The sequence below is a fragment of the Streptomyces sp. NL15-2K genome, from assembly GCF_030551255.1.
Classification (GTDB): Bacteria; Actinomycetota; Actinomycetes; order Streptomycetales; family Streptomycetaceae; genus Streptomyces.
In genome coordinates this window covers 12,061,247-12,086,091 of the sequence record NZ_CP130630.1, presented here as the reverse complement: position 1 = coordinate 12,086,091, position 24,845 = coordinate 12,061,247, and the positions used below count along the sequence as shown (strand labels likewise).

The 24,845-nt window shown below is 69.1% G+C and carries 27 protein-coding genes and 1 pseudogene; 17 read left to right on the top strand and 11 right to left on the bottom strand.

Annotation, left to right across the window (positions count from 1 at the left end; genetic code table 11):
- Nucleotides 1-879 precede the first annotated feature (879 nt).
- Nucleotides 880-1,911, top strand: a complete 1,032-nt coding sequence (locus tag Q4V64_RS53010) for an MFS transporter (RefSeq protein WP_253266719.1) — start codon at nt 880-882, stop codon at nt 1,909-1,911.
- Between the two features lie 80 nt (nt 1,912-1,991).
- Here the strand turns inward: Q4V64_RS53010 and Q4V64_RS53005 are convergent, their stop codons facing one another.
- Complete coding sequence (locus Q4V64_RS53005) at nt 1,992-2,771, bottom strand: fumarylacetoacetate hydrolase family protein (protein ID WP_124437404.1); 780 nt, start codon at nt 2,769-2,771, stop codon at nt 1,992-1,994.
- 183 nt (nt 2,772-2,954) lie between these two features.
- Here Q4V64_RS53005 and Q4V64_RS53000 point away from each other — a divergent pair, with 183 nt between their 5' ends.
- Complete coding sequence (locus Q4V64_RS53000) at nt 2,955-3,986, top strand: LacI family DNA-binding transcriptional regulator (RefSeq protein WP_124437405.1); 1,032 nt, start codon at nt 2,955-2,957, stop codon at nt 3,984-3,986.
- A 109-nt stretch (nt 3,987-4,095) separates the two neighbouring features.
- On the opposite strand, the gene Q4V64_RS52995 is transcribed toward Q4V64_RS53000, so the two are convergent.
- Entirely contained in the window at nt 4,096-4,245 is a 150-nt protein-coding gene (locus Q4V64_RS52995) for a hypothetical protein (RefSeq protein ID WP_172628989.1), read from the bottom strand.
- Between the two features lie 628 nt (nt 4,246-4,873).
- Between Q4V64_RS52995 and eno the strand changes: the two genes are divergently transcribed.
- The 4 genes from eno to Q4V64_RS52975 all read left to right on the top strand — a co-directional run bounded on the left by eno (nt 4,874) and on the right by Q4V64_RS52975 (nt 9,035).
- Nucleotides 4,874-6,220: a phosphopyruvate hydratase gene (gene eno / locus Q4V64_RS52990; RefSeq protein ID WP_124437406.1), complete on the top strand. Its 1,347-nt coding sequence runs from the start codon at nt 4,874-4,876 to the stop codon at nt 6,218-6,220.
- 60 nt (nt 6,221-6,280) lie between these two features.
- Nucleotides 6,281-7,285, top strand: coding sequence for a VOC family protein (locus Q4V64_RS52985; protein WP_124437407.1), 1,005 nt, complete (start codon nt 6,281-6,283; stop codon nt 7,283-7,285).
- 48 nt (nt 7,286-7,333) lie between these two features.
- Entirely contained in the window at nt 7,334-7,876 is a 543-nt protein-coding gene (locus Q4V64_RS52980; RefSeq protein ID WP_124437408.1) for a carboxymuconolactone decarboxylase family protein, read from the top strand.
- A gap of 61 nt (nt 7,877-7,937) precedes the next feature.
- Nucleotides 7,938-9,035 carry an alcohol dehydrogenase catalytic domain-containing protein gene (locus Q4V64_RS52975; RefSeq protein ID WP_124437409.1) on the top strand — a complete coding sequence of 366 codons (1,098 nt, stop codon included), beginning with the start codon at nt 7,938-7,940 and terminating at the stop codon, nt 9,033-9,035.
- Nucleotides 9,036-9,205: 170 nt separating this feature from the next.
- Here the strand turns inward: Q4V64_RS52975 and Q4V64_RS52970 are convergent, their stop codons facing one another.
- The 4 genes from Q4V64_RS52970 to Q4V64_RS52955 form a co-directional block, all read right to left on the bottom strand.
- On the bottom strand, nt 9,206-10,384 hold the full coding sequence (locus Q4V64_RS52970) for an acyl-CoA dehydrogenase family protein (protein ID WP_216377527.1): 1,179 nt from the start codon (nt 10,382-10,384) through the stop codon (nt 9,206-9,208).
- 58 nt (nt 10,385-10,442) lie between these two features.
- Nucleotides 10,443-10,754, bottom strand: a complete 312-nt coding sequence (locus tag Q4V64_RS52965) for a hypothetical protein (RefSeq protein WP_303715253.1) — start codon at nt 10,752-10,754, stop codon at nt 10,443-10,445.
- Nucleotide 10,755: 1 nt separating this feature from the next.
- A complete protein-coding gene (locus Q4V64_RS52960; protein ID WP_124437410.1) occupies nt 10,756-11,145 on the bottom strand; it encodes a hypothetical protein in 390 nt (129 codons plus the stop codon).
- 325 nt (nt 11,146-11,470) lie between these two features.
- Nucleotides 11,471-12,949 carry an MFS transporter gene (locus Q4V64_RS52955; RefSeq protein WP_124437411.1) on the bottom strand — a complete coding sequence of 493 codons (1,479 nt, stop codon included), beginning with the start codon at nt 12,947-12,949 and terminating at the stop codon, nt 11,471-11,473.
- Between the two features lie 102 nt (nt 12,950-13,051).
- Between Q4V64_RS52955 and Q4V64_RS52950 the strand changes: the two genes are divergently transcribed.
- Complete coding sequence (locus Q4V64_RS52950; RefSeq protein WP_124437427.1) at nt 13,052-13,561, top strand: MarR family transcriptional regulator; 510 nt, start codon at nt 13,052-13,054, stop codon at nt 13,559-13,561.
- Between the two features lie 238 nt (nt 13,562-13,799).
- Here the strand turns inward: Q4V64_RS52950 and Q4V64_RS52945 are convergent, their stop codons facing one another.
- Entirely contained in the window at nt 13,800-14,996 is a 1,197-nt protein-coding gene (locus tag Q4V64_RS52945; protein ID WP_124437412.1) for an ABC transporter substrate-binding protein, read from the bottom strand.
- 21 nt (nt 14,997-15,017) lie between these two features.
- Nucleotides 15,018-15,353 (bottom strand): hypothetical protein, encoded by a 336-nt coding sequence (locus Q4V64_RS52940; protein WP_253266720.1) that lies wholly within the window; start codon nt 15,351-15,353, stop codon nt 15,018-15,020.
- A gap of 455 nt (nt 15,354-15,808) precedes the next feature.
- On the opposite strand from Q4V64_RS52940, the gene Q4V64_RS52935 reads away from it, so the two are divergent.
- From Q4V64_RS52935 to Q4V64_RS52890, 10 genes and pseudogenes are all read left to right on the top strand, one after another.
- Nucleotides 15,809-16,162: a hypothetical protein gene (locus Q4V64_RS52935; RefSeq protein ID WP_124437428.1), complete on the top strand. Its 354-nt coding sequence runs from the start codon at nt 15,809-15,811 to the stop codon at nt 16,160-16,162.
- 41 nt (nt 16,163-16,203) lie between these two features.
- Nucleotides 16,204-16,410 carry a hypothetical protein gene (locus Q4V64_RS52930; RefSeq protein ID WP_124437414.1) on the top strand — a complete coding sequence of 69 codons (207 nt, stop codon included), beginning with the start codon at nt 16,204-16,206 and terminating at the stop codon, nt 16,408-16,410.
- A 103-nt stretch (nt 16,411-16,513) separates the two neighbouring features.
- Complete coding sequence (locus tag Q4V64_RS52925) at nt 16,514-16,864, top strand: gas vesicle protein (RefSeq protein WP_124437415.1); 351 nt, start codon at nt 16,514-16,516, stop codon at nt 16,862-16,864.
- A 255-nt stretch (nt 16,865-17,119) separates the two neighbouring features.
- Entirely contained in the window at nt 17,120-17,494 is a 375-nt protein-coding gene (gene gvpJ / locus Q4V64_RS52920) for a gas vesicle protein GvpJ (RefSeq protein WP_124437429.1), read from the top strand.
- A complete protein-coding gene (locus tag Q4V64_RS52915) occupies nt 17,491-18,255 on the top strand; it encodes a GvpL/GvpF family gas vesicle protein (RefSeq protein WP_124437416.1) in 765 nt (254 codons plus the stop codon). The genes gvpJ and Q4V64_RS52915 overlap by 4 nt, the downstream gene beginning before the upstream one ends.
- A gap of 3 nt (nt 18,256-18,258) precedes the next feature.
- Nucleotides 18,259-18,510 (top strand): gas vesicle protein GvpG, encoded by a 252-nt coding sequence (locus Q4V64_RS52910; protein WP_124437417.1) that lies wholly within the window; start codon nt 18,259-18,261, stop codon nt 18,508-18,510.
- Complete coding sequence (locus Q4V64_RS52905; protein WP_124437418.1) at nt 18,507-18,869, top strand: gas vesicle protein; 363 nt, start codon at nt 18,507-18,509, stop codon at nt 18,867-18,869. The genes Q4V64_RS52910 and Q4V64_RS52905 overlap by 4 nt, the downstream gene beginning before the upstream one ends.
- Nucleotides 18,866-19,672 carry a GvpL/GvpF family gas vesicle protein gene (locus Q4V64_RS52900; RefSeq protein ID WP_124437419.1) on the top strand — a complete coding sequence of 269 codons (807 nt, stop codon included), beginning with the start codon at nt 18,866-18,868 and terminating at the stop codon, nt 19,670-19,672. The genes Q4V64_RS52905 and Q4V64_RS52900 overlap by 4 nt, the downstream gene beginning before the upstream one ends.
- Nucleotides 19,669-19,878, top strand: coding sequence for a gas vesicle protein (locus Q4V64_RS52895; protein WP_124437420.1), 210 nt, complete (start codon nt 19,669-19,671; stop codon nt 19,876-19,878). The genes Q4V64_RS52900 and Q4V64_RS52895 overlap by 4 nt, the downstream gene beginning before the upstream one ends.
- A gap of 52 nt (nt 19,879-19,930) precedes the next feature.
- Nucleotides 19,931-20,200 (top strand): annotated as a pseudogene (locus tag Q4V64_RS52890) (gas vesicle protein K); the annotation flags it as partial.
- 101 nt (nt 20,201-20,301) lie between these two features.
- Here the strand turns inward: Q4V64_RS52890 and tal are convergent.
- The 3 genes from tal to Q4V64_RS52875 form a co-directional block, all read right to left on the bottom strand.
- Nucleotides 20,302-21,483 carry a transaldolase gene (tal, locus tag Q4V64_RS52885; RefSeq protein WP_124437422.1) on the bottom strand — a complete coding sequence of 394 codons (1,182 nt, stop codon included), beginning with the start codon at nt 21,481-21,483 and terminating at the stop codon, nt 20,302-20,304.
- The gene (gene tkt / locus Q4V64_RS52880) at nt 21,480-23,579 is read right to left on the bottom strand and encodes a transketolase (RefSeq protein WP_303715941.1); all 2,100 of its coding nucleotides are present in this window, start codon (nt 23,577-23,579) and stop codon (nt 21,480-21,482) included. Before tkt ends, tal begins: the two co-directional genes overlap by 4 nt.
- Nucleotides 23,580-23,704: 125 nt before the next feature.
- Complete coding sequence (locus tag Q4V64_RS52875; protein ID WP_124445727.1) at nt 23,705-24,820, bottom strand: substrate-binding domain-containing protein; 1,116 nt, start codon at nt 24,818-24,820, stop codon at nt 23,705-23,707.
- Nucleotides 24,821-24,845: the final 25 nt, after the last annotated feature.

Sequence of the window (24,845 nt, the reverse complement as noted above, 5' to 3'; positions counted from 1 at the left end):
GGCCGTCGGAAGGTCCGGTGGGGTCGGCGGCCGCCACGGGTGAGGTGGAGAGGGTCGCTGGGCTCGGGTCGGGTGTCGCCGGCACTCGCCGACTTGTGGTCGGGGCGGGCACCGCGGTGCGCTCCTGGAACGGGTCACGAGATGCCGGGGCACGTCGAATCACTTTGTCACAGCCACGTGGTGCTAACGATAGCACTCAGTCTCTTCGTCAAGTCAAGAGGGCTGGGCGCGCCCGCTCATCGGCCCGTCCGCCGCAGGACTCATACGGGCCGAGGAACCCCTCGCCACAGGGAAAACGAGGACCGCCGAAGAAATACGCTGTTCACATCTTGACGCGCCAGGGACTTCCCTCCATGGTTTCTGCCAAGCGCCGACCGTGTGACCGATAAGCGTCCGCACGAGTTCCGGCTGTCGAAGACGCCATAGCCACGGACGTCCCCGACGGGCGAAATACGGCTGAATTCCGCATGCGGCATCCGACCGCGCGGCAGCCAGTGCCCGCATTCCGTCAGACGGCGACAGCATCACCGTCGCCGACTCGAGTCCGTGTTCAGCTCACCGCTTCTCGTCATCGCCCGTACGGCCCCGTACGGGCGATGGATCCGCCGCGGCCTGCCGTGGCCCATTCTCCTCAGGAGCCGCTATGACTCACGCAGCGCAAGTCGACACCAGTGCGGTGCCCGCCGGTGAAACGCGGGAAAAGAGCCCCGCCCCCATCTCCCGCCTCATGATCGGCGTGGGCTTCCTGCTGGTGGTCCTCTCCTACATGGTCAACGCGATGGACCGCCAGGTCTTTCCTCCCCTGCTGCCCAACATCCGTCAGGACTACGGGTCTCCCTGGAGCAGGGCGGGCTGCTGGCGACGAACTTCACCCTCGGCATGGCTCTGGCCGGACTGCCGGCGGGCTACCTCCTGGACCGCTTCCGCCGTAAGACCGTGCTGCTGGTCAGCATCGTGATCTACTCCCTGGGCACGATGGCCACGCCATTGGCGACCGGTTTCGCCGACATGACCCTGTACCGGGTCGTCTCGGGCTTCGGTGAGGGCATGCAGTCCGCGGCCATCTTCGCGGCGATCGGCGCCTTCTTCGCCCACCGGCGCGGCCTCGCCTTCGGCATCATCGGCATGGGCTACTCCATCGGCGTGTTCATCGCCCCGCTCATCGGCGTCGAGCTCATGCGCACGCACGGCACGTGGCACTCGCCCTTCTACCTGTTCGGCACGGCCGGGCTGCTGATCGCCGCCGCCTCCCTGTTCCTCGTGAAAACCGGTCTGACCGAGCACTCCGCCGAGAAGGTCGTCTCGACCAGGACCTTCGAGTACATGCCGGCCTCCGCCTACAACCGCAGCACTGTCGCTCTGGCCGTCCATTCGGTCATCAGCGGTGTGGCGATCTACGGGTTCCTCGGCCTCTACCCGACGTTCCTCATCACCTCGCTGCACTACACCTCCGGGCAGGCCGCACTGGCCATGAGCTTCCTCGGCTTCGGCGGCATGACGGCCGTGTTCGGCGGCTGGCTCGGCGACCGCTTCAACCAGCGCAACCTGCTGATCCTGAGCATGCTGGCCGTCTCCGCGATCAGCGTGGGCATCTACGAGACGCACGCCGGAGTCGGCACGCAGTGCGTGTTCGCCTTCCTGATGGGCGCCTTCGGCCTGGGCTTCATCTACCCCAACACCAACAGCGCGATGCAGCGGGCCGTCCGCCCCGGGCAGATCGGACGCGCCTCCGGCCTCTTCGTCACCAGCTACTACGGACCGGCGGCGTTCTCGGGGCTCCTCTTCGCCGCCCTGGTGGACTCATTCGGCTGGGACCGGGCCGGGCTCCTTCAGGTCACGGTGCTGCCGCTGGTGGGTGTTGTGGCCCTGGCCTTCGTCCGCACCTCGCAGTTCAACAACGCGGTCCGCTAGCGAACGGGACACGGCTGACATGTAACGGGCCTGCCCACCGCTCTGCGGTGGGCAGGCCCGTTACGCGCGGTCGTCCGGAGTCAGAGGCTCTCGGCCACGACCGGGTTGCGCAGGACGCCGATGCCCTCGATCTCCACCTCGATCTCGTCTCCGGGGCGGATCGGCCCGACGCCGGACGGTGTCCCGGTCATGATCACGTCTCCGGGCAGCAGCGTGAGGTAACGGCTGAGGTAGCTGACGAGGTCGGGAACGGCGAGCAGCAGGTCCGCCGTACTCGCCGACTGCATGACGGTGCCGTTCACACGGGTCGTCAGCGACAGTGCGGCGGGGTCGAGTTCGGTCGCGATGACCGGCCCGAGGGGAGCGAACGTGTCCTGCCCCTTACCGATCAGAAGAGTTCCGAATTTGCTTTCCTTACGCTGAACGATGCGGTCACTGACGTCGTTGCCGCACGTATAGCCGAGGATGTACTCATGAGCCTCGGAGGGCTTCACATGGCGGGCTTCCTTTCCGATGACGACGACCAACTCCCCTTCGAAATGGATAAGTTCACCATCCGCCGGATAGATGATGGCGTCGTCCGGCCCTATGACCGCCGTGCTCGGCTTCATGAAGCACACGGGAACCTCCGGAACATCGCGGTCGGTCTCGTCGATGTGCGAGGCGTAGTTATAGGCGAACCCGAAGATCCGGGGCCGCTCGATCGGCGGCAGAACGACCACGTCATCCACTTCGTCGACGCGCCCCGCAGAGGACAGTCCGGTGAAGGGATCACCTTCGAATCTGGCGATCCTGGCGTCACCGTTTTCCAGTTCTCCGTAGTGATGCACGCCGTCGACGGTGTACCTGACGATCCGCACGGATACCTCCGCAACTAGGCAACCGCGGGCGGCTGCACGACCAAAGGAATGCTAACGTTAGCACCAAGGATGGCGATCAACCCGACACCTCACCTCTCCGACCGCAGAGTGCGACGAGAGCGCTATCGTTGGCATACAGAAAGTGACGGCAACGGGATCAGTCAGCTCGAGGGGGCCCGCTACGTGATCACGACCAGGGACATCGCCGAACGCCTCGGAATCTCCGTCTCGACGGTCGGCCGGGCACTCTCCGACGATCCCCGCATCAGCGAGGAAACCAAGTTCCGGGTCCGCCAGGCCGCTTCCGAGATGGGGTACGTCGGCAACCGCGCGGCGCGGATGATGCGCGGCGCGTCCAGCAACGTGGTCGCGCTGGTGATCCCGGACATCCGCAACAGCTTCTACTCGACCATCGCGCACGAACTGTCCAAGAACATGGAGACCGAAGGCTTCCAGCTGATGCTGTCGGAGACCGACGACGACCGGATGGTGGAGCTGCGCCACCTGCGGGAGTTGTCCTCGAACCGCGTGGCGGGCGTCATCATCGTGCCCACCGCGCGCCCGCACAGCGAGTCCGTCAAGCTCCTGCGCACCGTGCCGCACCTGCAACTGCTGCGCAAGCACCCGTCGCTCGGTTCCCAGTGGTTCGGCGTGGACGACCGTGAGGCACTGCGTCGGGCCACGGCCCACCTGGTGACGCGGGGACACACCCGCATCGCCTACCTGGGCGGCCCGGTCGAGCTGCCCACCGGCGCGGAGCGCTTGGAGGGTTTCCGCAGCGCCCTGCGCGAAGGCGGCCTGCCGGACGACGCCGGGCTCACGGAGCTGGGACCGCCGTCGTCCGTGGATCACGGCCGCCGGGCGATCCGGCGGCTGCTGCAGTGCCCGGACGCGCCCACGGCGCTCGTGCTGGGATCGATCCAGCTCACCCGGGGGGCCTTGGAGGAGTTGTCCGAGCAGGGGGTGAAGGTGCCCGGGGAACTGTCCGTGGTCGGGTTCGGAGACGAGCCCGGGTTTTCCTGGTGGGGCCCCGGACTCACCACGATCGGCCTGCCGATCCAGGAGATGGCCACCGGCTGCGCACTGTGGCTGATGCGCCGGCTCAAGACCAAGCCGAGCAACGACGGCCCGTACACGTCAGTCTCTCCCGGATCCCTGGTTCTGCGCGGGAGCACGGCGCCGCCCGGCGGGAGGGCTCCGTCCGTGTCCGGCTGAGCCATGGGCGGCCCAGCCTCAGCCTGTCCGGTCGGCCGCGCGGTGCCGCAGACGCGCGAAGGGGCCCGGAGCAATGCGCTCCGGGCCCTTCGAGTGTCCGGGTACCAGGTCAGTACGTTCGACTGCCCAGCCGACGCATGACGCGGGCGGTGCGCGCGAGTTCGTCGAGCTGCTCGGCAGCGGTCTCGTGAATCCTGCCGGGCCGGAAATCGCCGTCCTCGATGAGGTCATTGATGCCCAGGGCGGGCTGACGCGGCATGTCCAGGCAGAGAAGGGCGAGTTCCCGCAGGTCGACGGTGTGCTACGCGAACTGGTCGCACTCCGCCGCCCGGGCGGTGAACCGGTCCGCGACGGATCTGCCCACGCGTCCGTGACAAGTGCCAGCCGCAACGGCGGTGAGGGTCATCGGTGCCGCGAAGGGCTCGGACGCCATGGCGAGCTCGCTTTCCTTTCGGCCGCGATCCAGCCCGGCGGACCCGCGCCCGCCTGTGCTGTCCGTCCGTCCAGGAAGGGCGCGGGTCCGCCGGAGTCCCTGCCGGGGTGACGGATTGTGCGAACGATAGCACCAGTCTCTCCGATGACCCAACATGCCGGCAGTGAACGGCGAGCCCATCAAGACGGAGCGCCACCTGCCTCTTGACACAGCCGCCGACGCTTCGCACGATTGCGCTATCGTTAGCACATCAGGATACGGCGAGCGGACAACCCTTGCCACGAAGAGAGCCGTACGACACTGCTCGCGCCCGGCGCCGCCGCATCGATCCGAGTGCCGACCCACGGGGTGACTCTGGCCGCGGGAACCTCCGCCCCTCGATGACAGGCCACAGGCACGGACACGAGCCCTGCTCATCACTCCGATCGTCCGAACTCCGAAAGGTTGCACCGCAATGACAGACGCGCGGATCGCCAAGCTCTACGGCCGCAGGGTGTGGGACTCCCGCGGTCGGCCGACCGTCGAGGTCGAGGCCCACCTCACGGACGGTGCGGTGGGGCGGGCGATCGCTCCGGCGGGCGCCTCGACGGGCCAGGGAGAGGCCCTCGACCTGCGCGACGGCGGCAGCCGCTTCGGCGGGCTCGACGTCCGGCGCGCGGTGGGCTCGGTGAACCACGAGATCGCCCCCGCCCTCGCCGGCCGTGACGCGGGCGACCAGGAGGCCGTCGACCGGCTTCTGGTGAACCTGGACGGTACCCCCGACCGCGGTCGTCTCGGCGGCAACGCGATCGTGGCCACGTCCATGGCGGTCCTGCACGCCACCGCCGCGTCGGCGGGCGTACCCCTGTGGCAGCACCTGGCGGGCGGGCGACCGGTGCGCATCCCGCTGCCGGAGATCCAGATCTTCGGCGGCGGCGCCCACGCGGACCGTCGCGTGGACGTCCAGGACTTCATGGTGGTCTGCCCCGCGGCCCGGCGCTTCTCCGAGGCCCTGGACTGGACGGCGGAGATCTACCGGGCCGCCGGCAGTCTGATGCGGAAGGCCGGCAAGGCGCAGGGCGTGGCCGACGAGGGCGGGTTCTGGCCGGCGTTCGACTCCAACGAGGAGGCGCTGGAGACGCTGACGCTGGCCATCGAGAGCGCGGGTTTCACGCCCTCGTCCCAGGTGGGCATCTCGCTGGACGTGGCTGCCTCGCAGTTCGGCAGCGGCGGGCAGTACACGCTGGCTCTGGACGACCGCACGCTGGACACCGAAGCGCTGGTCGACATGCTGGGCGGCTGGATCGAGCAGTATCCGATCCTCTCCGTCGAGGACCCGGTGGGTGAGGACGACCACGAAGGCATGGTGGAGTTCACCCGGCGGTACGGCCGGCGCTGCCAGGTGATCGGCGACGACTACCTGGTCACCAACGCCAAGCGGGTGGAGGCCGCGGCCACCAGCGGGGCGGCGAACGCCGTGCTCGTCAAGCCGAACCAGGCCGGTACCGTCACGGAGTCCTTCCAGGCCCTGCGCGCCGGAAAGGACGCCGGTTTCGGCACGATCGTCTCGGCCAGGTCCGGGGAAACAGAGGACGTCACGATCGCCCATCTCAGCGTCGGCTGGGACGCGGGTCAGCTGAAGGTGGGCTCGTTCACCCGCTCCGAGCGAATGGCCAAGTGGAACGAGGTTCTGCGGATCGAGGAGTCCCTCGGCGAATCCGCGGAATTCAGCGGATGGTCCGCCTTCACATTCGCCCAGTCCGCGTCTTCCTCGACTGAAGCTTCTTCCGCGACTCAAACGTCTTCCACGACCGAGCCGTAAAACGGCATCGAACTATTAAAGTCATTCAAATCCAGAGCCGATCGGAGCACGGAGACCACCATGCTGCCTCCCGTCAATCTGCGCCCGAGTTTCAACATCACCCGCTCCAGCCATGTGCGTCTCACCGTGGCCGACCTGACCGAGAGCAAGAATTTCTACGTGAACGCGCTGGGGCTCGTCGTCAGCGACGAGGACGAGCGCACCTGCTACCTCCGCGGCCTGGCCGAGGCCTGCCACCACAGCCTCGTCCTGGAGCTGGACGAAGACAGGGCGGGCACCTGCAAGAGGGTCGGCTATCGGGTCTTCTTCGACGAGGACCTCGACCTCGCGTACGCCTGGTTCCGTGAGCGGGGACTGCCCGCCGAGTGGGTCGACGTCCCGTACCAGGGCCGCACCCTGCACGTCAGCGACCCCATCGGCACGCCGCTCGAACTGTGCGCGCACATGGAGACGCGGCCGCGGCTGCACATCGACTTCCAGTCCTACAAGGGTGCCCACGCGCAGCGGCTGGACCACTACCAGATCTTCGCGCCCGACACCTACGAGCTGTGCGCGTTCTACAGCGAGCTCGGCTTCCGCAACTCGGAGTACCTGGAGCACGGCGACAAGCTGCTGGGCGCGTTCATGTACCGCAAGGGCACCTGCCTGGATCTCGCGATCATCGAGAACACCGGACCCGCGCTGCACCACTTCGCCTACACCGTCTCCGAGAGCCGTGACATCTTCACCGCCTGCGACTGGGCGGGCATCCTCGGCTACGGCGACGGCGTGGAGCGGGGCCCGGGACGGCACGGTCCGGGCGGGATGCTCTTCGTCTACCTCCGCGACCCCGACGGCCACCGGGTGGAGGTCTTCAACAGCCACTACCAGACGATCGACACCGAGGTCGAGCCCGTGCGCTGGGACGCGGGATCGCTGAGCACCAACGCCCGCTGGGGCCTGCCGGCCCTGGAGAAGTGGTACTTCGAGGCGTCGCCCTTCGTCGGCGCGCCGCAGATCCCGCCGGCCGAGCTGCCGAAGCCGATGTCGCTGGAGCGGTTCCTGCTCGAGCAGTCCGCGCACTGACAGCCGGCCACTGACCTTTCGCACGATCACGTCCCCCGAGGAGACACCATGGCACGAATCCCCTACCTGCGCCGCGAGGACGCGGACGAGGCACACAAGCCCCTGTACGACCGCCTGGAGGCCGAGCGCAAAGTACCGACGGCGAACATCTTCCTCGCCCTCGCGGGCGCGCCGACCCAGCTGGACGCCTTCCTGACCTACGCCAACTCGCTGCGAGCCGCCGACCTCAGCCCCAGGCTGCGGGAGCTGGCGATCCTGACCGTGGGCCACGCCACCCGGTCGGCGTACGAGGTCGCGCACCACCAGTCGCACGGCCTCAAGGCCGGGCTGAGCGAGGAACAACTCGCGGCGGTGGCCGACTTCGAGTCGTCCGACCTGTTCGACGAGACGGAGAAGGCGGTGATGCGCCTCGCCAAGGAGTCCACGCTCCAGGTCGACGTCTCCAAGGAGACATGGCGTGCCGCCGCCGACCGACTGACGGACCGGCAGATGGTCGAACTGTCTTTGTCCATCGCCTGGTACAACTCCGGCGTCCGCATCATGGGAATGCTGGACATCGACCTCGAGAGCGGTTACGCAAACCCCTTCTGAATTTTCTGAACGGTCCTGCGCACTTCCGCAGGGAATTCCAAGGAGTATTTCAATGGCGAAAATGCTCGCTGCACGACTGCACGCGCTCGGTGAGCCGATGTCGGTGGACACCATCGACGTGCCCACCCCGCGGCCGACCGATGTCCTGGTGCGGGTCAAGGCATGCGGGATCGTGCCGAACATGGCCAACGTGATCAACAACTGGCCGACGTGGTTCCCGCACCAGCCGTTGCCCAAGTTCCCCGCCATCTTCGGCCTGGACGCCGCCGGGGTGGTCGAAGCCGTCGGCGAGGCGGTGCTCAACACCAAGCCCGGTGACCGGGTGTACGTGAACCCCCTGCGTGGATGCGGAAGTTGCCAAGTGTGCCGGGGCGGTGAACTGAGCCGGTGCCGCTACTTCACGCTGAACGGCTACTTCAGTACCTCCCGTGACGGCCAGCGGATCTTCGACCTCTATCCGTACGGCGGTTTCGCGGAGTACATGACGGCGCCGCAGTACTCGATCGTCAACATCCCTGACAGCATGACGTTCGAGCAGGCCGGCAAGCTGGGCTACATCGGCACGTCCTACGGGGCCCTCAAGAACGCCGCGGCAGGCCCCGGCCAGGTCGCGCTCATCGACGGTGTCACGGGCACCCTCGGGGTCGCGGCGACGGTGCTCGCGCTGGCCTCCGGCGCCTCCCGGATCCTCGGGACCGGCCGCAACGAGGAGCTCCTGAAGCGCGTCGAGGAACTGGCCCCGGACCGGGTCGAGGTCTTCCGGCTGGGTGACGGCTCCACCGGCGAGTGGGCGAAGTCCCGCACCGGCGGCGAGGGCGTGGACTACGTGATCAGCGCCCTGGGCGCCAAGGCACCCGTGGAGACGATGCTCGACTCGATGCAGGGCGTGCGCAGGGGCGGCAGGGTCGTCAACGTCGGCGGCGTGGCCGACCGGTTGCCCGTGGACGTGAAGTGGCTCATGGACGAGCAGGTCCAGCTGATCGGCTCCAACTGGTTCAGCACCGCGCAGGGTCAGGAACTCGCCGACATGGTGGCCACGGGCGCCTTGGACCTGTCCTACCTGCAGGCCAAGCCGTTCCCGCTGTCCAGGGTCAACGAGGCGATCTCGGGCCTCGAGGACCGCGACGGCGGGTTCAGCAACTACGTCGTCATCCCCTGAAGGCAGGTCCCGAGGAGCGGACCCGGGCGTGGCTGCGCGCCCGGGTCCGCTCCTCGGCCGGCCATGCCCCTGGCGCCCCGTCTCACCCCGCGGCGGTCCTGTTCTGCCCTGACGCCGTCGCGGGGTGTTCTACCGTCGCGGAGGAACTGGTGGTCGGCCCAGCCGGGTGATCAGCGGAACGCCGCCTGGCCGGTGATCGCCTGCCCGACGACCAACGTGTGCATCTCACTGGTGCCTTCGTAGGTCAGCACGGATTCCAGGTTGTTGGCGTGGCGCAGCGGTGAGTACTCCAGCGAGATGCCGTTGGCGCCGAGGATGGTGCGGCACTCGCGGGCGATGGCGATCGCTTCGCGGACGTTGTTGAGCTTGCCGACGCTGATCTGCTCGGGGCGGATGCGGCCCTGGTCCTTGAGACGGCCCAGGTGCACGGCGAGCAGGGCGGCGCTCCCCAGGGACACGCTCATGTCGGCGAGCTTCTTCTGGGTGAGCTGGAAGGCGCTGATCGGCTTGTCGAACTGCACGCGGGAGTCGGCGTACTCGATGGCCGTCTGAAGCGAGTCGCGGGCCGCGCCGACCGCGCCGAACAGGATGCCGAAGCGGGCCTCGTTCAGGCAGGACAGCGGTCCGCGCAGGCCCTGGACGTGCGGCAGCCGCGCCGAGTCGGGCAACCGTACGTTGTCGAAGTACAGCTCCGAGGTGATGGACGCGCGCAGCGACATCTTCTGCTTGATGTCCTGGGTGGTGAAACCGGGCGTCCCGCGCGGCACGAGGAAGCCCTGGACGCCGTCCTCGGTCTGCGCCCAGACGGTGGCCACATCGGCGATGCCGCCGTTGGTGATCCACATCTTGGAGCCGTTCAGGATCCAGTCTCCCCCACCGTCGCGGACGGCCCTGGTGCGCATCCCGGCGGGGTTGCTGCCGAAGTCGGGTTCGGTCAGGCCGAAGCAGCCGATCGCCTCACCGGCGGCGAGCCGGGGCAGCCACTGCTGCTTCTGCTCCTCCGAGCCCCACTTCCAGATGGAGAACATCGACAGCGAGCCCTGCACCGAGACGAAGCTGCGGAAGCCGGAGTCCGCCGCCTCCAGCTCCAGACAGGCAAGGCCGTAACTGACCGCGTTCGTCCCGGCGCAGCCGTACCCTTCGAGGTGCATGCCGAGCACGCCCAACTTGCCGAGTTCCGGGGCGAGTTCGCGGGCGAAGTGGGCGTTTTCGAACCACTCGCCGATGTGGGGGCGGACCCGGTCGGCGAGGAACTTGGCGACCGTGGCCTGGATCTCGCGTTCCTCGTCGGTGAGGGTGGAGGAGATGTCGAGCAGGTCGAGAGGGTCGTTCATCGGCTTGCGGCTCATCGTGGGCTCCTGGTGGTTGCGGTGGTCGGTTCGATCATGGTGCCTGGGCCGGGGACGGTCATGTCGCCGCTCCTTTCAGTGCGGAGGCGTGGTCGGAGAGGCGGTGGAGAATCTCCGCGGTGTGCCGGCTCAGGCTCGGCGGCGACAGGCGGTACGCGCGGGTGTCCCGCTCGGCGCGATGGGGCTCGCGACCGGGCGGGAGGGCGGGCACTCTGCTCCGGAGGCGGATGCGGTGACCGGGTCCGAGCCGTTCCGTCGTGCCGGGACGGAAGTCCTCCACCAGCGGCCCCGCGAGAACCCGGCGATGCGCGGAACGTCCGGCGCGTTGTGCCGGGTGCCCGCGCACGTGGCCCTGCCCGAACCGTGTCATGTCACCACCAGCGCTCCAACGGCGCTGCCGGTAGGGTGAGTTCGACCACGGGGAGGCCTTGGCAGTCCGGGTCGACGGCCTGCACGACCTTCACCCTGGCCCCCACGGACACCACGATCGGCGCCGTCCTGGTGATCTGGCAGACAAGGGTGAATCCCTCGTCCATCGCGACGAACCACGTGTTGTGCGGGACGGGTCCGTTGCGGCGAACGACGACGCCGGCGCCCGGGCTGCGCTCCCGCTTGAGGGCTCTGGACCCGCAGGCCCGGCAGTACGAGCGGCGGTAGGCCGGAGTGCCGCAACCGCACCACAGGCAGCGCTGGAAGATCAGTCCGCCGCCTTCATCCTGTTCCCGGAACTCGGTGTGATCACGGGTGTCTGTCTGGAGCATCGCGGCCTCCTGCGCTCAGTTCGGTGACCGGAAACGGGCGATCGGAATCCGATGTGGCTCCCCCACCCTGGCCCTGTCGCGGATCGCCGGTCAACGAGGAGCTGACGCATCTTTGTGCGCGGAACGCGTTCCATTCACTGAGGTCAGAGCTGATTCCCCGGCGCTACTGTGACGTTCGCGAAGAAGTCAGCAGCACGCGCAACCGGGCAGGCGGTCGCACGCCTCCGATTCGGCGGGAGCGCAGGCCCGTCGACCGGTGCGACGCGGCGCGGGCCCGCTGCCAGTCCTACGGTGAGCGCCGGGCAGGTGTTCATCAGGGGCGGGATCACGCATCGATGACCGGAGTGGAGGCCGACGCGGCGTCGGTGAAGCGCGGCAGGGCGGCGGCGCCGACCGCGAGGAGGGCGACGATGCCCATCTGCACGTACTCGATGCCGGCGAAGGCGTGGGCGATGTTGTGCGGTGCCAGGGTCAGGTAGAGGGTGCCGAGCGTGGCCACCCCGAGGGCGAGGCCGCTCTGCTGCAGGGTGATCAGCACGCCGCTGCCGATGCCGCCGAGGTGGGTGGGCACGTCGGCGAGCACGCTGCGGAACAGGCCGGCGAACAGCATCGACTGTCCGGCTCCTACCAGGGCCAGCGGTACCGCCATGGCCCAGAGGTTGACATCCGGCCACTTCGCGACCAGGACGGTCACCAGTGAGACCAGTCCGGCGAGTTGGACGACCGCGCCCGCCGCCAGCGCGGCCCTTCCGTACCGGCTGATGGCGCGGGGCGCGAACAGCGAGCCGGCGAAGAAGAGCAGGGCCATCGGCAGGATCGCCAGGCCGCCGTGGAGGGCGTCGGCGTGCAGGCCGTTCTGGACCGTCAGGGCGAAGACGAACATGAACGCCCCGAAGCCGATGCTGAAGGCGAACAGCATCACCAGGCCGCGTGACATCGACGGCAGGCGCAGCAGGGACGGCGGCAGCAGCGGCACCTCACCACGTTGCTCGGCGCGCTTTTCCACGCCGTACGTGAGGGCGCCGAGGACGACCGCGGCGACGAGCAGCAGCCAGGTCCACCACGGCCAGCCGAGCGAGTGCCCCTCTGTCAGCGGGACGAGCAGGGCGGTCAGGGTGGCGGCGAACAGGAGGGTGCCGGGCAGGTCGATGCCGACCGGGTGGTGCGAGCGGGTGGCCGGGACGATACGGGCCGCCAGCAGCAGGACCACCAGCCCGATGGGCACGTTGACCAGGAAGATCGGCCGCCAGGCGGTACCGGCGATGTCGGCGCTGACCAGCAGTCCGCCCACCAACTGCCCGATGACGGCCGCGATGCCGGAGGTGGCGCCGTACAGGGCTACGGCACGGGCCCTGCGTTCCCCTTCGAGGACGTGGTGGAAGGTCGCCAGCACCTGCGGGATGAGCAGCGCGGCGGTCGCGCCCTGGACGATGCGGGCCGCGATCAGCGTGCCCACGGTCGGGGCGACACCGCAGGCCAGCGAGGCCAGGACGAAGCCCACGAGCGCGCCGAGGAAGATGCGGCGGCGGCCGTAGCGGTCGCCCAGTCGGCCGCCGAGGACCAGCAGGGTCGCGTATGCCACGCCGTACCCGGCGATCACCAGCTCCAGCGACGACGCGGAGGCGTGCAGCGAGGCGTCGATGCTGGGCAGGGCCACGTTGGTGATGAAGAAGTCCATGATCGGCAGGAACGCGCCGGCCAGCAGGAGGAACACCCCGACCGGGTGCAGTCCGCCCGCACGGGCGGTGGCATGGGGCGAGAGCGTCGCCGTTCCGGCATGGCGGGAGGAAGAGGTTGTCGTCATGGCAGCCCCCAAAGGCTGATGTTATGTGGTCATAACTATTAGGTTCAGTAAGGAGTATGACCTCATAACCACTTCCTGGCAACCCCGTACGCTGGAGCCGTGATGGAGGACCGAACGCACCCGACAGCCCCGGCGGCCGCACCGAACGACGACCCGCGGTGGGCCGAGCTCGCCGACCTCGTGCTGATCATCAGCCGGGAGATCCAGTTCCGGGGGTACAGCGACGAACGGGCCATCCCCCTGTCACCGTCCGAGGGCATGGTGATGCGCCATCTCCAGCACGACCCCGCCGCCCCGCCCAGCCGTATCGCCACCGCGACCGGGCTGCAGCGCACCAACCTCTCCACCGTCCTGCGCGGCCTGGAACAGAAGGGCCTCATCGAGCGTCGCAGTGACCCCGGCGACGGCCGCGGGGTGACCGTCCACACCACCGAACAGGGCCGCACCAACTACGCCCTCGTCCGCCGGGAATGGGCTACGGCCGTATCGGCAGCCGCCGACCGGGACGCCACACACCTCGACGCGGCCCTCGCCCTGCTCACGGCCGTGGAAGCCGGACTGGTCACGGCACGGCCACAGACCCGCGCCACGCGTCCCACAGCAGGGCCCTGATCTGCGGCTACGTTGGTGAAGCACGCGCCGGGGCCGCGGGCCTCGATGGTGTCCGTCCGAGGGAGACGTCTCAGAGGCCGTGCTGGGCCGGGTTCCGGGTCACGCGATGGTGTGCGGCGGCCTCGATGTTGTTGACCACTACCTCGGTACGGAACCAGCCGGCCTGGTCGCCGTGGAGGACGCGCTGTGCCGCAGCGCGGCAGGCACAGCGCCCGCCCGCTGCCTTATCGAGGCCGCGTCACCGTGCCGGTGTGAGGTCCCCGGTGAGGGGGACGCCGGGGTGTGCGGCGTTGCTGACGATGGCGAGGCGTGGGCCTCGCGGGCCGGGGTGCCACTGGCCGCCGACCAGGGGCAGGAGGGCGATGTTGGGGGTCGGTCCGCGCGTCCATACGAGGGTTCCGGCGATGGTGTCGAGGGTCGTGCCGGCGATGGCCTGCGCGACGGACGCACGGTCGGTGGGATCGGCCGCCACGGCGAGGGCCTGGTGGGCGGTCTCCAGGAGGGCGTGAGCCAGACCGAGGGGCTGGAGCCAGGGGGAGCCTGTGGCGTGCTGGTAGGCACGGGCGAGTTCGGCGCAGGTGGTGCCGTCCAGGCTGGAGCGGTAGGGATGGTCGGGGCTCCAGTAGACCAGGGTGGCCACGCGCGCGTCGGCGAGTTCGCCGTGGACGTCGGGGGCGGGAGTGTTGTGGGTGTGGGGGTACGTCAGCCAGCGCGAGCAGGTGATCAGCCGGGGCCGCAGCCCCGCCTCGCGGGCCTGCCGGTGGAAGAGGGCCAGGTCGGTGGCGGTCGCGGCGCTGGTGACGAGGTCCGCGCCGTGTTCCCGCATCCGGCCGACCTGTGCGTGGAAGTCACCGGCGGGTTCGCGGTAGGCGCCGAGGTCGACCAGGGTGTGTCCGCGCTCGGACGCCGCCGGTGTGAAGCCGTGCCGGTCGTGGCGCAGCAACCCGCCTTGCAGATCGTCGTTCCAGAGACATCCGATGGCGCGCCGGCCGTCGATCCCTTCCCACAGGTCGGCGAAGACGGTGGCGATGTCGTCCAGTCCCCAGGCGAAGTGGTACGTCCACCGGAAGCGGTGCCCGGGATCGGCGCCGCGCGTATGGACGTACGCCTGCCAGGGAAAGGTGGTCGACACGCAAGGGACCTCCGTCGCCTCACAGGCGTCGGTGACGGCGGGCAGCACGCGGGTCCCGGCCATCGTGAGCACGATGTGCGCCGCGTCGACGTCGACCAGGTCGCGCACGGCCTGCCGGGCGGCCCCCGGATCGGAGCGGCTGTCGCGTACGGCGACGTTCACGTCGTAGGGGCGGCCGCCGTTGCGGACGTGCGCGAGCCGGGGTCCCAGCGCGCGCAGGACGTACGACAGCGGTGCCCCGAGGGGGGCCAGTCGCCCCGTCAGTGGCGCTACTACGCCGATGCACAGAGAAGTTGACGACATATCAGTCCGAACCATCCGCCTTCATCGGATACTTGTCCCTGCCAGGCCCACGGTGACGCAGGTGGTCCGGCTGAACACCGCCACCGTCTCGTTGCCGCAGTTGTTGCTGTGGCCCGAGGCGTTGCGGGCGAACAGGAGGTTGGACAGGACGCCGCCGCTGGGGCCCGCCTTGTCCCCGCCGCCCTTGCCGTTGTCCTTGGTCACACAGGTACGCTCCTTGAAGAGCGCCAGCTTGCCCGTGCCGCAGAGGTTGGCGTGGCCGGAGGAGTTCCTGCCGGAGACGTTGGACAGGACACCGCCCGTCCCCGCGTCACCGTCACCGGCATGGGCCGTGGTCATGCCGGCGGGAACCGCCATGAGCATCCCCACCATCGAGGCCACCACCGCGATACGCCGCGCTGTACATCTGTTTGTTTCCTTCCGCTGGATCGGTCCCGACCATGTCGGCCGGGGTCACCGGGTCTAACGACGCCGCAGATGATCGACACGGCTCCGACCAGGTGAAACGTCCGCAAGACGGTGGATCAGGTACTCCGGCGTGACGCCAGGTCCGTGGCGGTTGACGAGAGGGGACGGGGCTGAAGCCGAGCAGGTCTTCGTGGCGCGGCTCGATCGTCAAATGTCGCCCCGCAGGTGAACATTTGGGTAAGTGCCTGAATAGGAGGCCATATTTGGGGTGCCGCAGTCGAAGGTGTAACGCGGCAGTACTTGCAAGACGCTGAGCTAGGCAGGAACGAGTTACCGCCCGACGCCGGATTCCAGCACGCCGGGTGACCCTGCCGACAAAACAAACGCGTCAGATCGGATTTCTTGTGAGCAACACCGACCCGGTTTCCGGATACCAGACGTACGACCAGCCCCCGAGGCCCGACCGCTCCGTGCGCAACCAGGCCGCCGCACGGCGGACAGCCCTTGTGATCTGCACGATCGCCGATGTCGCGGCCGGTTTGCTGGGCCTGTGGATCCTGCTCTTCCTGCTCGACTCGAATCCCGGGAACACATTCGTCGAGTTCGTGCACGGGACGGCGGACTGGCTGGCCGGATGGGCACAGGACATTTTCACTATGGACACAGAGGGACTACGAGTTGTCCTCAATTACGGTCTCCCGGCCGTTATCTATTTGCTGATAGGTCATGGAATCGCTGCCCGGCTCAACCGGAGCTGACCGCATTACGGGCACGCACGAAAGCGGAAGGAACGGGGCTTGTGACACGCACTTCCAGTGAAATCGATCACCTGCCGATCTATGAAGACCTGGTGCAGGAACGCGGTGACGCTGTGGCGGAGGCCCAGATGGCCGCCCAGCACACGCAGCACCAGGCAGCGGAACTGCTGGGCGGACAGCATGCCCACCAGCCGCACCGGCCAACGGACAGCGGCGGCGGGTCCACTGAGTGGAACGGTCGTAGCTAATGGCTGATGGGGGTAGTAGAAGACAAACCCTCACAGCGACACGGGCCCTCATTCATGCGCGATCCGCTCCCCACGCAGGCGGCGAACTTGGCACGGTAGGAGCATGACAAGCACCGACCAGGACGCCCCGGACTCGCAGAACTCCCCCGGCACGACAGGCAATACGACAGACGACACGACAGGCCGTTCCGGCCGCGTGACCGCCGCCCAGGCCATGCGCGGCGCGGCGGCTCAGCTCGCCGAGCTCCTCGGCACGACCCCCGAGTCCGTCTCCGCCCTGCGGCCGGCGCAGGGCGGCTGGACGGCCGACGTGGAGGTCGTCGAGTTGGAACGCGTCCCCGACACCATGACCATCATGGCGAGCTACCGGGTCACCCTGGACGTACAGGGCCAACTCCTCGGCTACGAGCGGGTGCGCCGCTACGCCCGCGGCCAACTCGACCGGGGGCGTTAGCACTCGAGCAAGCATTCATGTACGTGAGGTGGGGGCAGGTGGACCGGCGTCCTGCAGACGCCGGTCCGCCACTCACGCGGATGCCGTCTCCAACTCGGCGACCCCGCCCCGGACTTCACCCGTCGCTCACCAGCTCAGCCTGTCGCGTCCTCTCGCGGGGACATTTCGGCTTCGCCGTGAACACGGCCGCTGCCGCTCCCGTACCTCCCAGTGGCAAGAGCGGAGCCCAGCGAGAGGAACCGAACCGTGACCGTCATGACGCAGAGCGGCGGAATGCAGCCCGCTGCCACCTCGAGCGGTTCGGGCACCGCCGGCCTCTACGACATTCTCGAACTCATCCTGGACCGGGGGCTCGTCATCGACGTGTTCATCCGTGTCTCGCTGGTGGGCATCGAGATCCTCAAGATCGACGTACGGATCGTCATCGCCAGCGTCGACACGTACCTCCGCTTCGCCGAGGCCTGCAACCGCCTCGATCTGGAGGCGGGCCGCAAGGCCCCCGCCCGGCTCACCGACATCGTCGGCGACATGGTCGAGAGCGGCGCCAGGGGCAAGACCGGCGGCGCGATCAGCGGTGCCATCGACGCGATCAGCGACGTATTCGACCGCGACGACAAGGAGGAGCGGTGAGCAGCGCCACGCCGACCGAATCCGCGGCGGAACCGACGCCGGACCCGGCCCGTTACGTCTACGCGATCACGAGTTCCGACCACCCCCTTCGGCTCGACGGACTGCGGACCGTCGGCGGCGGCGCCGGCTCCTTCGGCACGGTGGTCCACGGCGGGCTCGCCGCCGTCGTCAGCCCCGCACCACCTCAGCTGCGTCCGAAACGCCGTGACCTCGTCGCCCACCAGGAGCTGCAGGAACGGCTGATGGCCGACGGAGCGGTCCTCCCCATGAGGTTCGGCATGCTCGCCCCGGACGACGCGGCCGTCAGGACCGCCCTGGAGCAGAAGGGCGAGGAGTACACCCGCAGACTCACCGAGCTGCAGGGCACCACCGAGTTCAACCTCAAGGCCGCACGCGCCCAGGAGGACCTGCTGCGCGAAGTACTCGACGAGTCCAACGAGGCCCGCCGTCTCAACGAGCGCACCCGCGACGGCAACGGCACCTACGAGGAGCGCGTCGCCCTCGGAGAGGTGGTGGCCCGGCAGGTCGACGCCCGGCAGCGGCTGCTGGCCGACCAGGTCGTCGAGCAGCTGTCCGGCCTGGCCCGCGCCAAGGTCGAGGCGGCCCCGGCGCAGGACGACTTCCTCAACGTCTCGTTCCTCGTCGAACGCGCCCGTGCCCACGAGTTCACCGAAGCCGGACGGCGCCTGGCGCGCGACTACGGCGAGGCCTACGACTTCCGGCTGCGCGGGCCCCTGCCCCCGTACAGCTTCGCCGCCTGACCCATGGGCCTGCTGACCGGCATCCTCGCCCTCCCGCTCGCGCCCCTGCGCACCACCCTCTGGGCCGCCGAGCAGGTACTGAACGCCGCCGAAGCGGAGTACTACGACCCGGCCCCCGTCCAGCAGGCCCTCGTCGAACTGGAACGCGCCCTGCTGGACGGACGGATCGACGAGGCCGAGTACGACCGCCGCGAGGACGAACTGCTGGACCGACTCGACGAAATCACCGCGTGGAGACGAGCCCCCCGACCATGACCCAACCGGCAGCAGGCGGACTCGGCGGACCTCCCCGCCTTCCGTCCCCGTACGCCCAGGGACCCGGCGGCCAGTCCGCCAATCTCGCCGACATCCTCGAACGTGTCCTCGACAAGGGTGTGGTGATCGCGGGCGACATCCGGATCAACCTGCTCGACATCGAGCTGCTCACCATCAAACTGCGACTCGTCGTCGCCTCCGTCGACAAGGCCAAGGAGATGGGCATCGACTGGTGGGAGAACGACCCCACCCTCTCCTCCCGGGCCTCCCGCCCGGACCGGTCGCTCGAGGAGGAGAACGAACGTCTGCACGCCGAGATCGCTGCGCTGCGGGCGGCCGACAGGAGCCGGAACCCATGACCGACACGGACATCGTCTACGCCTACGCGGTGTTGCGCCGCACGCCGGAGGCCGAGCAGACGGTCGCCGACCTGCGTGGCGTCGCCGGCGAGCCGATACGCCTCGTGGAGTGTGCCGACCGTGCTCCGCAGCTGGCCGCGGCCGTGGGCCCCGTCCCGGCCGCGGACTTCGACGAGGCACCCCTCAAAGCCCATCTGGAGGACCTGAGCTGGCTGGAAGCCACGGCCCGCGCCCATCACGGCGTCGTAGCGGCCCTCGCCGGGCTCGGGGACGCCGTCCTGCCGTTGCGCCTGGCCACCGTCTACCGCGACGAGGACCGCGTCCGGCAGACCTTCGACGCCCGCCGCGACGACTTCCTGCCCCTGCTGGACCGCCTGACGGGCCACGTGGAACTCGGCGTCAAGATCTACGCCGCCCCCGAGACCCAGGACGCCACCCCGTCCGACACCGACCCGGCCCCGGACCTCCACCCCGGCCGCGCCTACCTCGCCGGACGCCGCCGCAGGCGCCGCACCGCCGAGGACGCCTGGCACGCGGCCACCCGGGCCGCTGCCCGCCTCACCGACACGGCCGCCGCCCTCGCCGTCGACCACGTCGCCCACCGCCCCCAACGAGGGGACCTCGCCGGCCCGGCTTCCGGCACCAACGTCAGCAACGACACCTACCTCGTCCCCGCCGACCGGGTCGACGACTTCCGCACCCGTGTCCTGGCAGTCGCCGAGGGCTTCCCCGGTGTCCACGTGGAAGTGACCGGTCCTTGGGCCCCCTACTCCTTCGCCCTTCCCCCGGAGCCCGCCCGGTGACCGTCAACTCCCTTGCCGACCGCCCGATCGCCCTCATCGACCTTCTCGACCGCCTCCTCCAGGGCGGCGTCGTCATCACCGGCGACCTCGTCCTGTCCATCGCCGACGTCGACCTCGTCCGCATCGACCTCCGCGCCGTCATAGCCCCCGTTGCCGCTGCGGCCGTGGACAACGTCGCCGCGGCCCACCCCGCTCCGCCGCTGTGAGGTCCCCATGCTCCCGCACACATCCCCGCCCCCGGACACCCGTACCGTCCACCGTCTGTCCACCGACCCGGACACCGTCGAGCGCGACCTGGTCAAACTCGTCCTGACCGTCGTCGAACTCCTCCGCCAGCTCATGGAACGCCAGGCCCTCCACCGCGTGGACAACGACGACCTCACGGAGGAGCAGGAAGAACGCATCGGCCTGACGCTGATGCTCCTCCACGACCGTATGGAAGAACTCTGCGCCCGTTACGACCTGCGCCTGGAGGACTTGAACCTGGACCTGGGACCGCTGGGGACCCTGCTGCCGCCGGCCAGCTGAACGCAGGAGCGTTGTGTGTAGGCGATTCGCCAAGTGGCCATGTGTCCGCTGAGTTGGAGCCCATCGAGGGCTCGTATGTACGAAGTCGCGAAGTACGCCCGTCAGCCCGTCACCCGGCCGTCAACGCCTGCCGCCCGTCGCACCGGGGACTCACCACGGCGTGCCCGCGGCCCGCGGACGGCGCTCAGCAGGCCGTCCCAGGACTGCTGGAACTTCTCGATGCCCTCGGTTTCCAGGAGCTGCACTACGCCCGCATACGAGATGCCCAGCTCCTTGATCGCGTCGAGGTCGGCACCGGCCTGCGCGTAGGTGCCCGCGACGGTGTTGCCGGTGATCTCACCGTGATCGGCGGTGGCCCGCAGCGTGGCCTCGGGCATGGTGTTGACGGTGCCGGGCGCGACCAACGCGGTGACGTAATGGGTGTCCGGGTGGCCCGGGTCCTTCACGCCCGTGGAGGCCCACAACGGGCGCTGCTTGTTGGGACCCGCCTTGTCCAGGGCATTCCAGCGGGCGGAGGGCTCCCTCGCCCCGTCGACCGAGCCGAACACCTCCTCGTACGCCTGGTAGGCGAGGCGGGCGTTGGCGACGGCGGCCTTTCCGCGCAACGCCTTGGCCTCCGCGGTGCCCAGGGCGTCCAGCCGCTTGTCGATCTCGGTGTCCACCCGGGAGACGAAGAAGGACGCCACCGAGTGGATCCTCGAGAGGTCCAGGCCCTTCTCGCGTGCCTTCTCCAGACCTGTGATGTAGGCGTCCATGACCTCGCGGTAGCGGTCCAGAGAGAAGATCAGCGTCACGTTGACGCTGATTCCGGTGGCGATGACCTCGGTGATCGCGGGCAGGCCCGCCCGAGTGGCCGGGATCTTGATGAGGGTGTTGGGACGGTCGATCAGCCAGGCGAGATGCCTGGCCTCGGCTGTCGTCGCGTCCGTGCCGTGTGCGAGCCGGGGGTCGACCTCGATGGAGACCCACCCGTCCTCGCCGTCGGTGGCGTCGAAGACCGGGCGCAGGATGTCCGCCGCGTCCCGCACGTCCGCTGCGGTGATCATCCGTACGGCCTCGGCCACCGTGATCCCGCGCAGGGCCATGTCGTGGAGCCGGTCCGCGTAGTCGTCGCCGTCGCCGATCGCCTGCTGAAAGATCGTCGGGTTCGTGGTCACGCCCGTCACGTACCGGTGGTCGATGAGTTCAGCGAGGTTGCCGGACGTGATCCGCTCGCGGGACAGGTCGTCCAGCCAGATCGCGACGCCTTCCTCGGAGAGGCGCTTGAGTGCGTCGGCAGTCATGGGAGGTGCGTCTCCTCATTCTCAGTCGTGAGGGATTCGTGGGCGGCGGCGGCCACGTTCTCGGCGGTGAGGCCGTACTCGCGGAAGAGGACCTTGCCGTCGGCCGAAGCACCGAAGTGCTCCAGGGAAACGATGCGACCGGCGTCCCCCACGTACTTGTGCCAGGTCAGTCCGATACCGGCCTCCACCGCGACACGCGCCTTCACGGCGGGCGGCAGGACGCTGTCCCGGTAGTCCTGGTCCTGCTCCTCGAACCACTCGACGGACGGCATCGACACGACCCGCGTCGGCACGCCCGCGGCTTCCAGTTGCTCGCGCGCCTCGACGGCGACGTGCACCTCGGAGCCGGTGGCGATGAGGACGACCTGCGGCTCTCCGCCCACGGCCTCGACCAGGACGTAACCACCGCGCGCGGCATCGTCGTTGGGCTCGTACGTCGGCACGCCCTGGCGGGTGAGCGCGAGGCCGTGCGGGGCCGGGTCGGTGGCGTGCCGCTTGAGGATCTCGCGCCAGGCGATCGCGGTCTCGTTCGCGTCCGCCGGGCGCACGACGTTCAGGCCGGGGATGGCGCGCAGCGAGGCGATGTGTTCGATGGGCTGGTGGGTGGGGCCGTCCTCGCCCAGGCCGATGGAGTCGTGTGTCCACACGTATGTCACCGGCAGGTGCATCAGCGCGGACAGGCGTACGGCGTTGCGCATGTAGTCGGAGAAGACGAGGAAGGTGCCGCCGTAGATGCGGGTGTTGCCGTGCAGGGCGATGCCGTTCATCTCCGCGGCCATGGAGTGCTCGCGGATGCCGAAGTGGATCGTCCGGCCGTAGGGATCGGCCTCGGGCAGCGGGTTGTCCGCCGGGAGGAACGAGGACGTCTTGTCGATGGTGGTGTTGTTGGAGCCGGCCAGGTCGGCCGAGCCGCCCCACAGCTCCGGGACGACCGCACCCAGTGCCTGGAGCACCTTGCCGGAGGCGGCGCGTGTGGCGACAGCCTTGCCCGCCTCGAAGACCGGGATCTTCTCCTGCCAGCCCGTGGGCAGCTCACCGGCGGCGATGCGGTCGAACTCGGCCGCGCGCTCGGGGTTGTTGTTGCGCCACTCCTGGAAGGACTTCTCCCACACGGCCTTGGCCTGACGGCCCCGCTCCAGCGCCTTGCGGGTGTGGGTGATGACCTCGTCGGAGACCTCGAAGGACTGGTCCGGGTCGAAGCCCAGGACGCGCTTGGTGGCCGCGACCTCGTCGTCGCCGAGCGCCGAGCCGTGCGCGGCCTCGGTGTTCTGCGCGTTCGGGGCCGGCCAGGCGATGATCGAGCGCATCGCGATGAACGACGGCTTGTCCGTGACCTGCTTCGCCGCCTCGATCGCCGCGTGGATGGCCTGCGGGTCGAGGTCGCCGTTGGCCTGCGGCTCGACGCGCTGCACGTGCCAGCCGTACGCCTCGTACCGCTTGGCGGTGTCCTCGGAGACGGCCGTCTCGGTGTCGCCCTCGATGGAGATGTGGTTGTCGTCCCACAGCAGGATCAGGTTGCCGAGCTTTTGGTGCCCGGCCATGGAGGACGCCTCCGCGGAGATGCCCTCCTGCAGGCAGCCGTCACCGGCGATGCAGTAGACGAAGTGGTCGAAGGGGGAGGTGCCCTCAGGAGCCTGAGGGTCGAACAGGCCGCGCTCGTAGCGGGCGGCCATCGCCATGCCCACCGCGTTGGCGACACCCTGGCCCAGCGGGCCGGTCGTCGTCTCCACGCCCCTGGTGTGGCCGTACTCGGGGTGACCGGGGGTCTTCGAACCCCACGTGCGGAACGCCTTCAGATCGTCCAGCTCCAGGCCGAAGCCGGCCAGGTACAGCTGGGTGTACAGCGTCAGGGACGAGTGGCCCGCGGACAGTACGAAACGGTCGCGGCCCACCCAGTCGGCGTCCGCTGGATCGTGCCGCATCACCTTCTGGAAGAGGGTGTAGGCGGCAGGCGCCAGGCTCATCGCCGTACCCGGATGGCCGTTGCCGACCTTCTGTACGGCATCGGCGGCCAGGACGCGGGCGGTGTCGACGGCCCGCTGGTCCAACGCGGTCCACGAGAAGGGGCCGACGGGCGCGAGGCCGGCCGCGTCCACCGGCGAGGACGGGTTCACGAGGGATCTCCAGGGTGTGAGGGACAGGCGGGCGAGGGAGAGGGAAGGCACGGCGGTGTCCCTCCCGCCGGGCGGCGCGGGAGGGATGGTCTGCCACCGGGCGCGGATTACTTCCCCCAGAGCTTCCGGTAGGCCTCGCGGTACCCCTGGGGGTCCCAGGAGGACTTGCCGCCGCTGTTGTCTGCCGTGGTGATGTGGACCGGGGCGACGTAGCCGCTGGCGGGCTTGTCGGCGAAGGCGCGGTTGAACTCGTCGACGATCTGCCAGCCCTGCTCGGACAGCGGCTCGGGAACCGTCGCCGCCTGGAACTGCCTGCTGTTGATGCGCTGGAAGGCGGACGGGTCGCCGTCGCCCGCGCCGATGCTGAACGGCGCTCCGTTGCCCTGTTTGCCCGCTGCTCGCAGCGACGGGGCGGCGTCGGCGAAGTAGAGGTCGTTGATGGCGACGGAGTTCGTCCACTTGGTGCCATAGCGGGAGATGAGGGCGGACACCTCTTGCGGGGTGCGGTTGCTGGCGTCGGCGATGGGGATGTTGGACGTCGTCAGGACCTTGACGTCGGAGCAGGTGGCGAGTTCCTTCTCGATCAGGTCCGATTTGCCCTTGGCGAACGGGATGGATGCGTCGGTGAAGACCACCACGCCCGCCCGGCCGTTGGACTGGCTGATCACCCAGTCGGCGCTGACCTTCGCGACGTCCTGGACCCTCGTGGTGACGTTGCTGAAGAGCTTCGGGTTCGTGCTGGGGCCCGGGGCGTCCACGGCGTGCCAGCCGATGAGCGGGATACCGGCTGCGTTGGCCTGCGCGACCTGCTGCGCGGTCGACTTCGGGTCGAAGCCGGACAGCACGATGCCGTCGGGCTTGACGGCGACGGCCTGGCTGAGCGCGGCCTGGATGCCGGCCGGGGTGCCCTGGCCGTCGATGATCCGCACCTTCCAGCCGATGGCCTTGGCAGCCTCCTTGACCCCCTCGGCGGCGCCGGCCACTCCCGGGTTGGTCATGCTCTGGGCGACGTAGACGATGGTCTTGCCGGGGACCGCCTTGGGGCCGGTGGTCGGGCCGCTCCAAGGCGCGTTGACGTCCTCGGCCGCCTTGACCGCTTGCTTGGCCTTGGCGAGGACCGCCGGGCAGCCGGCCTTCGAGGACGTGACCGTGCCGGCGGAGCCGGCCTCCGAGCCACGGGTGCAGCCTGAGGCGAAGGCGGTGACCAGGGCGAGGGCGGCGATGGCTCTCACGGGCACCTTGCGGGTG